Source organism: Streptomyces sp. NPDC050842, from assembly GCF_044456565.1.
Lineage (GTDB): Bacteria > Actinomycetota > Actinomycetes > Streptomycetales > Streptomycetaceae > Streptomyces.
Genome location: NZ_JBITGA010000003.1, coordinates 712,514 through 727,012 on the forward strand (window position 1 = coordinate 712,514; position 14,499 = coordinate 727,012).

Sequence of the window (14,499 nt, forward strand, 5' to 3'; positions counted from 1 at the left end):
GTCGGGGTCCAGGCCGTCGCCGGAGCCGGTCAGGCGCCGGTCAGGGCGCCGGTTCCGGGGCCGGTTCGGGTGCCGGGTCCGCCGTCAGCGGGAGCCGTGCGGCCACCCGGAAGCCGCCGTCCGGCAGCGGCCCGGTGTCCAGCGAGCCGCCCGTCAACCGTACGCGCTCCCGCATCCCGACGAGGCCGTGCCCGGTGCCGGCCGCCCCGCGCTCCACCCCGGAACCCGCCTCCTCACCGGGCCCGTTGACGACGAGGACCGTCAGCCACCCGTCGTCCGAGGCCCGCACCGACACCCGGGTCGCGGCGCCCGGCGCGTGCCGGACGACGTTGGCGAGGGCCTCCTGCACGATCCGGTACGCGGACAGGTCCACCGCCTGCGGTACGTCCCCCAGGTCGGCGGCGAGCGACAGCTCGGCCGGCACCCCGGCCCGTACCGTCGCCTCGACCAGCTGCTGGACCCGGTCGAGCCCCGGCTGCGGGGCCCGCTCGCCCTCGCTTCCGTCGCTGCGCAGCACGGAGAGCAGCCGCCGCATCTCGGCCAGCGACTCGCGCGCGCTCGTCGCGATGGACGTGAACTCCTCCCGGGCGGCGTCCGGGAGGTCCGGGATGCGGTAGGGGGCGGAGTCCGCCTGCACGGTGATCACGGACATGTGGTGGGCGACGACGTCGTGCAGCTCGCGCGCGATCCTCGCCCGCTCCTCCAGGAGCGTGCGGCGGGAACGCTCCGCCTCGTTGATGATCTCCTGCTCGACGAGCCGCCGCTGCGCGTCGCCCCGGGCGCGTACGGCCGAGGTGAGCAGCAGCAGCACGCCGCTCAGGACGAGCAGCAGCGTGTGGACGCTGGTGTCCCCGTCGGGCCGGAAGAGCTCCAGGACGTACCCGGCGGCGCCGGTCGCCAGCCAGACCCCGAACAGGGCCCGGCGCGACTCGCGCAGTCCGAGCGCGACCATCAGCGCGCAGTAGCCGATGACGACCGGCGGGGTCCAGGGCCACAGGTCGGCGTGGACGCCGTCCGAGTGGACGAGGGCGAGCGAGCCGAGCACGTCGGCGGTGAAGATCACCCACCAGGCCTGGAGGGGGCGGGAGACGGCGAGCAGCAGCGGCACGGTCTGGGCGATGGCGATGGCCCCGGCGAGGACGCCGTTGATGCCGTAGTCGTCGACGAGGACGGTGATCGTGGTGGGCAGCAGCGAGGAGACGAAGGCGAGCGCGACGACGTACGGCAGCAGGCGCACCCACCGCGACGAGGCCTCGGAGAGCAGGGGCGCGCCGGGGGTGGTCGGGGTGGTGAGCGCGGCCCCGAGGCCCTGGAACAACTCGCGTGACCGTGCGCTGAACCGGCGGAGGCGGCCGGGGCGGCGGAGGTGCGGCTCGTGCCGCTGTTCGGTAGCCATGACCCGCCCAGGGTAGGCAGCGGGTGGGGCGTCGGGCGTCATACCGGGGAGGGGGCCGCGACCCGATACCCGGGTATGACACTCGCGTACGACACCGCCCGCGGGTGGCTCACAGCTCCGCGAGGAGCTCCGCCTTCTTCGCCGAGAACTCCTCGTCCGTCACGAGCCCCGCCCGGTGCAGATCGCCCAGGTGCCGGATCCTGTCCGCGACCGCCCCGGGGTCGCGGCGCGCGGAGTCCGGAGCGCCGGCCGTGACGGCGGCGGGCACGCGGTCCTTGCCCCGGATCGCCGCGAGGACGGCCGCGGCGAAGGGGAGGGACTCGTGCACCGGCCCGTAGCCGAGGCCGAAGACGACCGAGGCCGGGTCCCGGTCGGGCTGGGCGGGCCGGGGGCCGCCGTCCCGGGGGACCAGCCGCAGGTACCCGTCGAGGACCTCCGGCGAGCGCCACTCGACGCCGCTCAGGTCCCGTACCGAGAAGGTCTGGTCGCCGGCCTTCCACTTCTCCGAGGACGCGCCCGTCCAGGACCAGCGGAAAGCGACCTCCGACATTCCGTCGAAGCTCGCCCTCCCGTCGTACGTCTTGAAGGACAGCGGTCCCGCGGGCGCGGCCACCAGGAAGCCGTCGGCGGGCCACACGGCGGCGGCGTCCTCGGCCCCTGCCGGGTCCACCGGGTCCGTCGGGTCCCTCGGGTCCGTCGCGTCCGCGGGGAGCAGCGCCCGCAGCTCGTCCCGGTAGTACTCGGCGAGCGTCTCCCGGTCCGCCGGCAGCACCAGACGGTACGGGTCGCAGACCTCCTTGAGCTGTCCCGCGGCCGCCTCCATCAGCGGATCGGCGCCGGGCCTGGGCACGGCGTGCAGCACGACGGTGCCCCGCTTGCCCGGCGTGAGCGTCACGGACGCCAACGCCTCGTGCGGTACTCGTCGTTCGCGTAGCGCGCTGAAGAGCTTCGGCGTACTGCGGTTCCCCCGTTCGAAGCGGATGACGAGGGCATCGCTCTCGAACTCCCAGGTGGCATGAATTCCGGCCAGCACATCACCCATACGCCTCATCGTAAGCGGCGCGTGCCCGTGCGTCGCCCCTGTGAAAGGTCGGGATATTCCGTGATCTACGCGCGTCAGGCCTCTTCCGCGCCGGATATTCCGTCGTGGCAAGCGCTGTCGGCACGTGCGCAGATCAGGTCCTGGTACGAACCGACGCCTATCGCGGCGAAGTTGCCGAGGCTCTCCGTCCCCGGCTCGAAATAACCGCCGTGGCCGACCGCTCCGTCAGCCGAGAGCAGCCGCGCGCCGAATTCCGGTTCCACCGGGTCCGCGCCGTGCCCGACCCCGCCCACCTCCACGTGCGGCACGTCCTCGATCCAGTCGTCCGCGTCCCGCATGGCCCACACCCGGGCCGGAGTGGCGAGGTCCGCCGCGCGCTCCACCCGCATGCCGGGGCTGCCGGCCACGGCGAGATCCGTCACCCGGGCGGGCAGCCGGGGCGCGGCGAGCCCGCAGAGGACGGAGCCGTAGCTGTGGCAGAAGAGCGCCACCCGGGCGTTCCCGGGCAGCGCCGAGGTCATCTCCACGAGGCGTACGGCTCCGTTCGCGGCGAGCCGGCCGGTCATCGCGTCGACGCCGACCCCGGCGGGCGCGGTGTAGTCGGCCCAGGCGATGACGGCGACCCGCGCGCCGGGGGAGGCCCGCCGCTCGGCGGCGAACAGCGCCTCGGCCATGCCGGCGGGAGCCGCGTACCGGCCGTGGGTCTTCTGGAAGGTGAGGAGGGTCGTGTCGACGCCGGGCACGATCACCGAGACCCGCCGGGCCCGCGCCAGGTCGCCGAGGACCTCGGCCGCGCGTCCCTTGCCCGTCGGGTCGAAGGCGAGGACCTGGCGGCCGGGCCGCATCAGGGAGGCGAAGCGGTCGGCCCGGCGCCGCGCCTCGTGCCGGCCTTCGGCGGACAGCCGGGAGTCGGCGAGCCTGCCCCGCTCGGCAGCGAGCGCCAGCGCGAGGGTGAGCCGGTTGGCGCGGTAGCGGAGCGCGACGGGGGCGCCGTTGAGGTTGCCGACGACGAGCGGGTGCCGCTCGGCGAGCCGGAGGCCGCCGGCCGGCCCGAGCCGGGCGAAGAACGCGGCGACCGTGCGGGCCGGGGTGGCGGCCGGGTCGGGCAGCGGGTGATGGCCGACGCGGTCGCGCGCCCACGCGGCGAGCGCGGTCTCGCGGAACGGCCCGGGCTCGCGCCGGTGCGTGAGCGTGGTCCATCCGGTGGTCGCGAGCAGCACGAACACGACGGCGAGCGCGAGGAGCGTGCGCGTCACGGCGAGGGTGGGCGAGGCGTCGGCGGGGGTCACGGGCCGCCACCCTACGGGGGTCCACACGGGTGGCCCAAAGGTTGGCGCCGGGTACTTCGGAGCGGTACGGGACGCCTACGGGGCGTCGCCGGCCGCCGGGGCCTGCGGGGCTCCGTCGCCGGCCGCTCCGGGCCGCCAGTGCGGGGCGAGCGCCGGGCCGAGGTGGTCGAGGTAACGCTCGGTGAGGGCCCGGATGGCCTCCAGGCTCTGGTCCGTCCCCCGGACCCACATCTGGCCCGTCACCCGCATCACCCCACTGAACGCCGCCACCGCGATCCGGGGGCGCGGATCCTCGTCCACGTCGAGGCCCTCCCGCTCGGCGATGATCCGGGCGATCGTCTCCTCGGTCTCCGCCGAGCGGCGCAGGTGGACGGCGAGCAGCGCGGGCGTCGACTCGATCAGCTGGAAGGTCCGCAGGTACAGCTCGACGGGGACGACCTCGACGATCGCCTCGCCCGTCTGGTCCCAGGCGCTGAGGACGGCGTGCCGCAGCGCGTCGAAGGGACCCTCACCGGGCGGCCGCTGCCCGAGGGCGCTCACGAACAGCGTCTCCACCATGTGCTGGACGGCGAAGGCGACCTCCTCCTTGGAGGCGAAGTAGCGGAAGAAGGTCCGCTGGGAGACCTCGACGGCATCGACGATCTCGTCGACGGTCGTCCGCTCGTACCCCTGGGTGGTGAAGAGCTCCAGGGCGACCCGGATCAGCGCGTCGCGCGTGCGCTGCTTCTTCCGCTCGCGGAGGCCGGGGGCGGGGACGGTCAACGAGGATCCTCTTTTCTGGCGTCGTGTCACTGGTCTCGTGTCACTGGTGTCGTCTCAGACGTCGTTTCAGGCGTTTCGTCCGAGTCAGGGTACCTGTGAGCTACGTGACAGTTACCGGCGTGTGAATCGCTTTGTCAATTGTCAGTCGCTGACATTAGCCTCGTTCGCATGACTAGTCAGACCACCGTGGAAAAGGCCCCGCAGGGTCAAGGGGGCGTCCGGGAACCCGTTCCGGGCCCGGCGAAGGGACTGCGCGGCCACCCCTGGCTGACCCTGTTCGGCGTCGCCGCGGGCGTGATGATGGTCGCGCTCGACGGCACGATCGTCGCCATCGCCAACCCCGCCATCCAGGCCGACCTCGGCGCCTCGCTGGACCAGCTCCAGTGGATCACCAACGGCTACCTGCTCGCGCTCGCCGTCGCCCTGATCACCGCCGGCAAGCTCGGTGACCGCTTCGGGCACCGGCAGACCTTCCTCATCGGCATCGCGGGCTTCGCCCTCGCGTCCGGCGCGATCGGCCTCTCCGACTCGATCGGGGCCGTGATCACCTTCCGTGTCCTCCAGGGCGTCTTCGGCGCCCTCCTCATGCCGGCGGCCCTCGGTCTGCTGCGCGCCACCTTCCCCGCCGAGAAGCTGAACATGGCCATCGGCATCTGGGGCATGGTCATCGGCGCCTCGACGGCCGGCGGCCCGATCCTCGGCGGCTTCCTCGTCGAGCACGTCAGCTGGCAGTCCGTCTTCTTCATCAACGTCCCGGTGGGCGTGCTCGCGCTCGTGCTCGGCCTGGTGATCCTCAAGGACCACCGCGCCGAGAACGCGCCGCGCTCCTTCGACGTCCTCGGCATCCTGCTGCTCTCCGGCGCGATGGGCTCCCTGGTCTGGGGCCTCATCAACGCCGGTGCCAAGTGGGGCTGGGCGAGCGCCAACACCGTGGGCTGCCTGGTCGCCGCGGTCCTGCTCTTCGTCTTCTTCGCCTTCTGGCAGACGAAGGCCAAGGAGCCCCTCATCCCGCTGGCCATGTTCCGCTCCGTCCCGCTGACGGCGGGCGTGGTGCTGATGGTCCTGATGGCCTTCGCCTTCATGGGCGGCCTGTTCTTCGTGACGTTCTACCTCCAGGGCGTGAAGGGGCTCGGCCCGATCGACGCCGGACTGCGCCTGCTTCCGCTGACCGCGATGATGATCGTCTCCTCGCCGCTGGCGGGCGCCCTGATCACCAAGTTCGGCCCGCGGGTCCCGCTGGTCGGCGGCATGGTCTGCACGGCCGTCTCGATGTTCGGCATGATCACGCTCTCGGCCGGTACGAGCACGCTCGTGATGTCCCTCTGGTTCGCGCTGCTCGGCCTGGGCCTCGCCCCGGTCATGGTCGGCGCCACCGAGGTCATCGTCGGCAACGCCCCGCTGGAGCTCTCCGGTGTCGCCGGCGGTCTGCAGCAGGCCGCCATGCAGGTCGGCGGCGCGCTCGGTACGGCGGTGCTCGGCGCCGTCATGTCCTCCAAGGTCGCGGACTCCTTCGCGGGCAACTGGAAGGAGGCCGGCATCCCCGTCCCGGCCGATCCGAAGCTGGAGGAGGCCGCCGGGTTCGGCATGGCACCGCCGGAGCTGGCCCAGGCGCCGGGGATGACCCCCGACCTCTTCGACAAGGTCGCCGGGGTCATCCACGACACCTTCCTGGAGGGCATGGGCCTGGCCTTCACCGTCGCCGGTGTCGTCGCGGTCGTCGCGGCCCTCGTCGCCATGCTCACCAAGCGCGGCGAGAACGCGGAGGCGGGCGGCATGGGCGGTCACATCTGACGCCCGTCGGATTGCCGTAGTCAGGGTTCCCGTAGGGGGCCGTCACCCGTTCGCGTGAACGGGGGCGGCCCCTCTTCCGTCGTGGGGTGACCTCCGCCATGCTCGTGATTACAGAGAGTGACGAAACGGGGGGTCATCAGCATGTACTCGTATACGAAGACCGCGCTCGCCACGGCGGCCGCGGCCGTCCTGACCGCGCTTCTGACCGGGCTCCTGGTCGCCCCGGCCCCGGCGGCGGCCGCGCCGTCCGGGACCGCCCTCGGAGCCTGCGGTCCCGGCCGGCTCTGCCTCTGGCCCAAGCCCGACTTCAAGGGCCGGGTCCAGAGCCACGAGCTGGCCACGACCGACATCGACAGCTGTGTCGCCCTGCCGCCCGGCACCTCGGCGCAGTCCCTCGCGAACCGCACGGGCCGGCCGGTCACCACGTACCAGTCGGCGGAGTGCGCGGAGGCGGGGGAGTTCGAGACCTACCCGGGGCGGGGGACCTGGGTGCCGCAGACGCCCTACGAGGTCAGAGCGTTCAAGCTCTGGGAGCGGTAGGGGCGGGAGCCCTGGCGGGAGCCACGGGTCCGGCGGGGGCCATGGGCTCGGCGGGGCCCGCGGGCGCGGGGATGGCCCGGGGGCCGTCCGGCGGGGAGAGGCGGGCCACCTCCGCGCGCAGCTCCCGCACCTCCAGGGTCAGCGCCTCAAGCAGCTCGGTCTGCCGGCGCTCCACCGCGTCGTCCCGGTCGAAGCGGGCGATGAACCAGGCCGCGATGTTCGCGGTGACCACACCCAGCAGGGCGATGCCCGACAGCATCAGACCGACCGCGAGGACCCGGCCGAGACCCGTGGTCGGGGCGTGGTCGCCGTAACCGACCGTCGTCATCGTGGTGAAGGACCACCAGACCGCGTCCCCGAGCGTCTTGATGTTGCCGTCCGGGGCGTCCCGCTCGACGTGCAGCACGGCCAGCGAGCCGAACATCATCAGCCCGACGACCGCGCCCGCCACATAGGTGGTGAGCGTTATCTGCGGGGCCATCCGGGCACGCCGGCCCACGAGGAGGAGCGTGGAGACGACCCGCAGCAGCCGCAGCGGCTGCACCATCGGCAGCAGGACCGCGAGCAGATCCAGGGGGTGGGAGCGGACGAAGGCCCAGCGGGCCGGGGCGAGGGCGAGCCGCACCACGTAGTCCAGCGCGAAGGCCGCCCACACCGCCCACTCGACATGGGTGCACAGCCGGTGCACCCAGGGGGCGGCATCGGGAGCCACGATCGGCACGGCATAGGCGATGCCGAAAGCCACGGCCAGCACCAGCAGGGGTGTCTGCGTGCGCTTTTCCCAGCTCTTCCAGCGAACCTTCATGCGGGGCATCGTAGAGAACGCCGAAGGGCGGCGAGACCATCGGTCCCACCGCCCCTCACCAGGCGCTCCGTGCTACGTACCGCTTGCTACGGGGTCACGCGTCGCCGCCCGCGGCGCCCGGGTCGGCGGCCGCGACGTCGAGCAGCTGGTAGCGGTCCACGGCCTGCTTCAGGGCCGACCGGTCGACCTTGCCGTCGCGGGCGAGCTCGGTCAGCACCGAGAGCACGACCGACTGGGCGTCGATGTGGAAGTAGCGACGGGCCGCGCCCCGCGTGTCCGCGAAGCCGAAGCCGTCCGCGCCCAGCGAGGTGTACCGGCCCGGGACCCAGCGGGAGATCTGGTCCGGGACCGCGCGCATCCAGTCCGAGACCGCCACGAACGGGCCCTCGGCGCCCTGGAGCTTGCGCGTCACGTACGGGACGAGCTGCTCCTCTTCGGGGTGGAGCAGATTGTGCTCCTCGACGGCCACGGCCTCGCGGCGCAGCTCGGTCCACGAGGTCGCGGACCAGACGTCGGCCCGTACGTTCCACTCCTCGGCGAGGATCCGCTGCGCCTCGATCGCCCACGGCACGGCGACACCGGAGGCCATGATCTGCGCCGGGATCACACCGGCCTCGGCCGGCTTGAAGCGGTGGATGCCGGCGAGGATGCCCTCGACGTCCACGTCAGCCGGCTCGGCCGGGTGCTGGATCGGCTCGTTGTAGACGGTCAGGTAGTAGAAGACGTCCTCGGCCGCCGGGCCGTACATCCGGCGCAGGCCGTCCTTGACGATGTGCGCGATCTCGAAACCGTAGGCCGGGTCGTAGGCGACGCAGGCCGGGTTGGTCGAGGCGAGCAGGTGCGAGTGGCCGTCCGCGTGCTGGAGGCCCTCGCCGGTCAGCGTCGTGCGGCCGGCGGTGGCGCCGAGCACGAAGCCGCGCGCCAGCTGGTCCGCCATCTGCCAGAACTGGTCGCCGGTCCGCTGGAAACCGAACATCGAGTAGAAGACGTACACCGGGATCAGCGGTTCGCCGTGCGTGGCGTACGCCGAGCCCGCGGCGATCAGCGAGGCCGTGCAGCCGGCCTCGGAGATGCCGTCGTGCAGCATCTGACCGGTCGGCGACTCCTTGTAGGCGAGGAGGAGTTCACGGTCCACCGCCTCGTACTGCTGGCCCAGCGGGTTGTAGATCTTGGCGCTCGGGAAGAAGGCGTCCATGCCGAAGGTGCGGTACTCGTCGGGGGCGATCAGCACGAAGCGCTTGCCGATCTCCTTGTCCCGCATGAGGTCCTTCAGGATGCGGACGAAGGCCATCGTGGTGGCGATCGACTGCTGCCCCGAGCCCTTCTTCGCTGCCGCGTAGGTCTTGTCGTCGGGGAGGACCAGCGGCTTCGCCCGCACGACACGGGTCGGCACGTACCCGCCCAGCGCGTTGCGCCGGTCGTGCATGTACTGGATCTCCTCGGAGTTCCGGCCCGGGTGGTAGTACGGCGGCAGGCCGTCCTCCAACTGCCGGTCCGTCACCGGGATGTGCAGCCGGTCGCGGAAGCGCTTGAGGTCGTCGACCGTCAGCTTCTTCATCTGGTGGGTCGCGTTGCGGCCCTCGAAGTTCGGGCCCAGCGTCCAGCCCTTGACGGTCTGGGCGAGGATCACCGTCGGCTGGCCCGCGTGCGCCTTCGCCGCCGCGTAGGCCGCGTAGATCTTCTTGTGGTCGTGGCCGCCGCGTCCCAGGTGCAGGATCTGCTTGTCCGACATGCCGTCGACCATCGCCCGCAGCCGGTGGTCGTCGCCGAAGAAGTGGTCGCGGATGTAGCCGCCGGTCTCCGTGGCGTACGTCTGGAACTGGCCGTCCGGGGTGGTGTTGAACTTGTTGACCAGGATGCCGTCGCGGTCCTGCGCGAGCAGTGGGTCCCAGGAGCGGTCCCAGATCAGCTTGATGACGTTCCAGCCGTTGCCCCGGAAGATCGACTCCAGCTCCTGGATGATCTTGCCGTTGCCACGCACCGGGCCGTCGAGCCGCTGGAGGTTGCAGTTGACGACGAAGGTGAGGTTGTCCAGACCCTCACGGGCGGCGATGGACAGCTGGCCGACCGACTCGACCTCGTCCATCTCGCCGTCGCCGAGGAACGCCCAGACGTGCGACGCGGAGGTGTCGGCGATGCCGCGCGCCTCCATGTAACGGTTCATCCGCGCCTGGTAGATCGCGCCGAGCGGGCCGAGGCCCATCGACACCGTCGGGAACTCCCAGAAGTCCGGCATCAGCCGGGGGTGCGGGTACGACGAAAGGCCGTCGGGGCACTTCGACTTCTCCTGGCGGAAGCCGTCGAGCTGGGTGTCGTTCAGCCGGTCCAGGAGGTAGGCGCGGGCGTAGATGCCGGGGGAGGCGTGCCCCTGGAAGAAGATCTGGTCGCCGCCGTCGCCCTCGTCCTTGCCGCGGAAGAAGTGGTTGAAGCCGACGTCGTAGAGGGAGGCCGAGGAGGCGAACGTGGCGATATGACCGCCGACGCCGATGCCCGGCCGCTGGGCGCGCGAGACCATCACGGCCGCGTTCCACCGCGTGGCGTTGAGGACCTTGCGCTCGATCTCCTCATTGCCGGGGAAGAACGGCTCGTCCTTGGTGGCGATGGTGTTGACGTAGTCCGAGCTGCGCATCTCGGGAACGGCCACGCGCCTCTCGCGCGCCCGCTCGATCAGCCGGAGCATGAGGTAGCGGGCCCGCTCCCGGCCCCGCTCGTCGACGGCAGCGTCGAGGGAGTCGAGCCATTCCTGGGTCTCTTCCGGGTCGAAATCCGGGACCTGGCTGGGAAGGCCGCCAATGATGATCGGGTTGCGATCGGATCCGGGAGCCACGCTCTTCCTTCGCTGTTCGGTGGTGCCCACGGGGCCACGAAGTGGTCGGGATGTCCATCGTGTACCCCGTCGACGCCAGACGTCACATTTACCGAGGGGTAACCCTTGCGAGGTGCCCAGCGGTGTCCGCGGTGTCCTCCACGTGTTCGGATGTGTTCAAATCGCAACCTTACGCTCAACTCGCGCATGCGTTTCGTCCGGGCGTTCGGCAGACTGAAACCTCAGAAGTCCGTAAACCGGGATGAATCATGTGGGACTGATCACGAAGGGCGGTCGGAGCATGCCGGAAGTTGGGGCGAGACGGCCCCAAACGTCACCGTTTCGGCGGTCTCCGGGGCCCAGTACTTGCGCGATGAGCCCCGGCACGTGTGGACTACGGCCAGCGCCGCGCGCATACGCGTGGCCCACAGCATTTTCCGAATGAGCAGGAGGCAAGCCGTGAGCGCGACCGCGGACCACGCGGAGGAGCGGACCAACCCGGCAGCGAGGCTGGGGTTCGAGCCTGGCCAGGTGGTCCAGGAGATCGGCTACGACGACGACGTCGACCAGGATCTCCGTGAAGGCATCGAGTCCATCATCGGCGCCGAGCTCGTGGACGAGGAGTACGACGACGTCGCCGACGCCGTCGTCATCTGGTTCCGCGACGAGGACGGCGATCTCACCGACGCACTGGTGGACGCCATCGGTCTTCTGGAGGACGGCGGCGTGATCTGGCTGCTGACGCCGAAGACCGGCCGTGACGGCTACATCGAGCCGAGCGATATCAACGATGCCGCGCAGACTGCTGGTCTCTCCCAGACCAAGAGCATCAGCGTCGCCAAGGACTGGGCGGGCGCCCGTCTGGTGGCCCCCAAGCGCTGATCACCGTGTAGCGAGAAGCCCCCGCCGGTTCGCCGGCGGGGGCTTTCGCGCACAGGCCGTACGCTGGGCCTCACCGATTCGGCCCAAGATCTGGGCCGGGCTCCGGCGAAGGGATGCATGGGCGATGGCGATCGAGGTCGGCACCGAGGCCCCGGAATTCGAGCTGAAGGACAACCACGGACGCACCGTGAGGCTTTCCGAGTTCCGCGGTGAGAAGACCGTGGTGCTGCTCTTCTACCCCTTCGCCTTCACCGGCGTCTGCACCGGCGAGCTGCGCGAGCTGCGGGACAACCTCCCGAAGTTCGTCAACGACGACACCCAGCTCCTCGCCGTCTCCAACGACTCGATCCACACCCTGCGCGTCTTCGCCGACCAGGAGGATCTGGACTTCCCGCTGCTCTCCGACTTCTGGAAGCACGGCGAGGCCTCCCGGGCGTACGGCGTCTTCGACGAGGAGAAGGGCTGCGCGGTGCGCGGCACCTTCATCATCGACAAGGCGGGCGTCGTCCGCTGGACCGTCGTGAACGCCCTTCCGGACGCCCGCGACCTCGGCGAGTACGTCACGGCGCTCGACGCCATCTGAGCCGGCCCCGGGCCGACACCTCGGATTCACCGGGCGAATCGACTGTTTCGACCGGGAACCCGTCACTAGGATCCACTCGTTGATCCGATGCCAACGCACGACTGGGGCGCTGCCCCTGAAAACGTATGGAGGGACTCGTGGGAGTCAGCCTCAGCAAGGGCGGCAACGTCTCGCTGACCAAGGAGGCCCCTGGCCTCACCGCCGTGACCGTCGGTCTGGGCTGGGACGTCCGTACCACCACCGGTACGGACTTCGACCTCGACGCCAGCGCCATCCTGGTGAGCGAAGAGGGCAAGGTCCGCAACGACCAGGACTTCGTCTTCTTCAACAACCTGAAGAGCGCCGACGGCTCGGTCGAGCACACCGGTGACAACCTCACCGGCGAGGGCGAGGGCGACGACGAGCAGGTCAAGGTCAGCCTGGCGACCGTGCCGGCCGACGTGACCAAGATCGTCTTCCCGGTCTCGATCTACGACGCCGAGAACCGCCAGCAGTCCTTCGGCCAGGTGCGCAACGCGTTCATCCGCGTCGTGAACCAGGCCGGTGGCGCCGAGATCGCCCGCTACGACCTCTCCGAGGACGCCTCGACCGAGACCGCCATGGTCTTCGGCGAGCTGTACCGCCACGGTGCGGAGTGGAAGTTCCGCGCCGTCGGCCAGGGGTATGCCTCGGGTCTGCGCGGTATCGCGGCGGACTTCGGCGTCAACGTCTGAGCCGAACCGTTCCAACCGTCCGGCGCCGCACCTTCCGTGCGGCGCCGGACGTGCCTCATCACCACCGGGGAGGAATCACAACCATGGGTGTCACACTCGCCAAGGGGGGCAACGTCTCCCTCACCAAGGCCGCTCCCAACCTCACCAAGGTCCTCGTCGGGCTCGGCTGGGACGCGCGTTCCACCACCGGAGCCCCCTTCGATCTCGACGCCAGCGCCCTGCTGTGCCAGGCCGGCCGCGTGCTGGGGGACGAGTACTTCGTCTTCTACAACCAGCTCCGCAGCCCCGAGGGCTCCGTCGAACACACCGGCGACAACCTCACGGGCGAGGGTGACGGGGACGACGAGTCCCTCATCGTGGACCTCACCCAGGTCCCGGCCCACTGCGACAAGATCGTCTTCCCGGTCTCGATCCATGACGCCGACAACCGCGGGCAGAGCTTCGGCCAGGTCAACAACGCCTTCATTCGCGTCGTGAACCAGCTCGACGGTCAGGAACTCGCCCGCTACGACCTCTCCGAGGACGCCTCGAGCGAGACCGCGATGATCTTCGGCGAGCTCTACCGCTACAACGGCGAATGGAAGTTCAGAGCCGTCGGTCAGGGGTACGCGTCCGGGCTCCGGGGCATCGCTCTAGACTTCGGGGTCAACGTTTCGTAAAGCCATGTAATTTCACGATGGGGTAGACAGTGGTTCTGAAAACCTTCGGCTGGTCGTTCGCGATCACTGCGCTCGGTCTGGTCGCAGCGGTGCTCTACGGGGGGTGGGAGGCATTCGGGATCGTCGCGATCCTCTGCGTCCTCGAGATCTCGCTGTCCTTCGACAACGCGGTGGTCAACGCCGGAATCCTGAAGAAGATGAATGCCTTCTGGCAGAAGATCTTCCTCACCATCGGTGTGCTCATCGCCGTGTTCGGCATGCGACTGGTCTTCCCCGTCGTGATCGTCGCGATCAGCGCCAAGATCGGCCCCATCGAGGCCGTCGATCTCGCTCTCAACGACGCCGAGCGCTACGAGCAGCTCGTGACCGACGCCCACCCGTCGATCGCGGCCTTCGGCGGCATGTTCCTGCTGATGATCTTCCTCGACTTCATTTTCGAGGACCGTGACATCAAGTGGCTCGGCTGGCTGGAGCGCCCGCTGGCCAAGCTCGGCAAGATCGACATGCTGTCGGTCTGCATCGCCCTCATCGTCCTGGCGATCAGCGCCATGACCTTCGCGACCCAGGCCCACCAGCACGGCGGTACGCACATCGACGCGGCGTCGACCGTCCTGCTCTCGGGCGTCTTCGGTCTCATCACGTACCTCGTCGTCGGCGGTCTCTCCAGCTACTTCGAGAACAAGCTGGAGGAGGAAGAGGAGCGCGAGCACGAGGCCGAGGAAGAGGCCAAGCGCACCGGCAAGAAGGTCTCCGCGGTCCAGCTGGCCGGCAAGGCCGCCTTCTTCATGTTCCTCTACCTGGAGGTCCTCGACGCCTCCTTCTCGTTCGACGGTGTCATCGGCGCCTTCGCCATCACCAACGACATCGTCCTGATGGCGCTCGGCCTCGGCGTCGGTGCCATGTACGTCCGTTCGCTGACGGTCTACCTGGTCCGTCAGGGCACCCTCGACGACTACGTCTACCTGGAGCACGGCGCCCACTACGCGATCGGCGCCCTGGCCGTGATCCTCATGGTCTCCATCCGCTACGAGATCCCCGAGATCGTCACCGGCGGCATCGGTGTCGCCCTCATCGCCTGGTCCTTCTGGTCCTCCGTCCGGCGCAACAATGCCCTCGCGGCGGCCGAGGGCGGCTCGGGCGGCGCGGGAGACAAGACAGAGGTCTCCTCCGGGGTGTGACACCCTCGTCAACGAGGAACGCTTCACTGCGGGGCGGTCGGTGCACCCGGCCG

General features: G+C 70.3%; 13 protein-coding genes. 7 read left to right on the forward strand and 6 right to left on the reverse strand.

Features of this window, described 5'->3' with window-relative positions; genetic code table 11:
- Positions 1-40 precede the first annotated feature (40 nt).
- The 4 genes from ACIBG6_RS12375 to ACIBG6_RS12390 all read right to left on the reverse strand — a co-directional run bounded on the left by ACIBG6_RS12375 (position 41) and on the right by ACIBG6_RS12390 (position 4,489).
- On the reverse strand, positions 41-1,438 hold the full coding sequence (locus ACIBG6_RS12375) for a sensor histidine kinase (RefSeq protein ID WP_399222524.1): 1,398 nt from the start codon (positions 1,436-1,438) through the stop codon (positions 41-43).
- A gap of 67 nt (positions 1,439-1,505) precedes the next feature.
- Entirely contained in the window at positions 1,506-2,438 is a 933-nt protein-coding gene (locus tag ACIBG6_RS12380) for a DUF4429 domain-containing protein (RefSeq protein WP_399222525.1), read from the reverse strand.
- A gap of 74 nt (positions 2,439-2,512) precedes the next feature.
- Complete coding sequence (locus tag ACIBG6_RS12385; protein ID WP_399222526.1) at positions 2,513-3,727, reverse strand: alpha/beta hydrolase; 1,215 nt, start codon at positions 3,725-3,727, stop codon at positions 2,513-2,515.
- Positions 3,728-3,802: 75 nt separating this feature from the next.
- Positions 3,803-4,489 (reverse strand): TetR family transcriptional regulator, encoded by a 687-nt coding sequence (locus ACIBG6_RS12390; RefSeq protein WP_399222527.1) that lies wholly within the window; start codon positions 4,487-4,489, stop codon positions 3,803-3,805.
- A 297-nt stretch (positions 4,490-4,786) separates the two neighbouring features.
- On the opposite strand from ACIBG6_RS12390, the gene ACIBG6_RS12395 reads away from it, so the two are divergent.
- Entirely contained in the window at positions 4,787-6,280 is a 1,494-nt protein-coding gene (locus ACIBG6_RS12395; RefSeq protein WP_399222696.1) for an MFS transporter, read from the forward strand.
- Positions 6,281-6,421: 141 nt separating this feature from the next.
- On the forward strand, positions 6,422-6,820 hold the full coding sequence (locus ACIBG6_RS12400; RefSeq protein WP_329623694.1) for a peptidase inhibitor family I36 protein: 399 nt from the start codon (positions 6,422-6,424) through the stop codon (positions 6,818-6,820).
- Here the strand turns inward: ACIBG6_RS12400 and ACIBG6_RS12405 are convergent.
- Positions 6,801-7,625: a potassium channel family protein gene (locus tag ACIBG6_RS12405; RefSeq protein ID WP_399222528.1), complete on the reverse strand. Its 825-nt coding sequence runs from the start codon at positions 7,623-7,625 to the stop codon at positions 6,801-6,803. The genes ACIBG6_RS12400 and ACIBG6_RS12405 overlap by 20 nt on opposite strands.
- A gap of 94 nt (positions 7,626-7,719) precedes the next feature.
- Positions 7,720-10,452 (reverse strand): pyruvate dehydrogenase (acetyl-transferring), homodimeric type, encoded by a 2,733-nt coding sequence (gene aceE / locus ACIBG6_RS12410; protein WP_399222529.1) that lies wholly within the window; start codon positions 10,450-10,452, stop codon positions 7,720-7,722.
- Positions 10,453-10,890: 438 nt separating this feature from the next.
- Between aceE and ACIBG6_RS12415 the strand changes: the two genes are divergently transcribed.
- The 5 genes from ACIBG6_RS12415 (at position 10,891) to ACIBG6_RS12435 (ending at position 14,446) form a co-directional block, all read left to right on the forward strand.
- Complete coding sequence (locus ACIBG6_RS12415) at positions 10,891-11,313, forward strand: DUF3052 domain-containing protein (protein WP_329623697.1); 423 nt, start codon at positions 10,891-10,893, stop codon at positions 11,311-11,313.
- Positions 11,314-11,437: 124 nt separating this feature from the next.
- On the forward strand, positions 11,438-11,896 hold the full coding sequence (locus tag ACIBG6_RS12420; protein ID WP_399222530.1) for a peroxiredoxin: 459 nt from the start codon (positions 11,438-11,440) through the stop codon (positions 11,894-11,896).
- A gap of 137 nt (positions 11,897-12,033) precedes the next feature.
- Positions 12,034-12,609 (forward strand): TerD family protein, encoded by a 576-nt coding sequence (locus tag ACIBG6_RS12425; protein ID WP_317594642.1) that lies wholly within the window; start codon positions 12,034-12,036, stop codon positions 12,607-12,609.
- Between the two features lie 83 nt (positions 12,610-12,692).
- Positions 12,693-13,268 carry a TerD family protein gene (locus ACIBG6_RS12430; protein ID WP_399222532.1) on the forward strand — a complete coding sequence of 192 codons (576 nt, stop codon included), beginning with the start codon at positions 12,693-12,695 and terminating at the stop codon, positions 13,266-13,268.
- A gap of 29 nt (positions 13,269-13,297) precedes the next feature.
- A complete protein-coding gene (locus tag ACIBG6_RS12435) occupies positions 13,298-14,446 on the forward strand; it encodes a DUF475 domain-containing protein (RefSeq protein WP_399222533.1) in 1,149 nt (382 codons plus the stop codon).
- The last annotated feature ends 53 nt before the right edge of the window (positions 14,447-14,499 follow it).

Coding starts and splice junctions, on each gene's coding strand:
- ACIBG6_RS12400 (WP_329623694.1), top strand. CDS start 6,422: ATGTACTCGTATACGAAGACCGCGCTCGCCACGGCGGCCGCGGCCGTC.
- ACIBG6_RS12395 (WP_399222696.1), top strand. CDS start 4,787: ATGATGGTCGCGCTCGACGGCACGATCGTCGCCATCGCCAACCCCGCC.
- ACIBG6_RS12430 (WP_399222532.1), top strand. CDS start 12,693: ATGGGTGTCACACTCGCCAAGGGGGGCAACGTCTCCCTCACCAAGGCC.
- ACIBG6_RS12405 (WP_399222528.1), bottom strand. CDS start 7,625: ATGAAGGTTCGCTGGAAGAGCTGGGAAAAGCGCACGCAGACACCCCTG.
- ACIBG6_RS12375 (WP_399222524.1), bottom strand. CDS start 1,438: ATGACGCCCGACGCCCCACCCGCTGCCTACCCTGGGCGGGTCATGGCT.
- ACIBG6_RS12420 (WP_399222530.1), top strand. CDS start 11,438: ATGGCGATCGAGGTCGGCACCGAGGCCCCGGAATTCGAGCTGAAGGAC.
- ACIBG6_RS12380 (WP_399222525.1), bottom strand. CDS start 2,438: ATGGGTGATGTGCTGGCCGGAATTCATGCCACCTGGGAGTTCGAGAGC.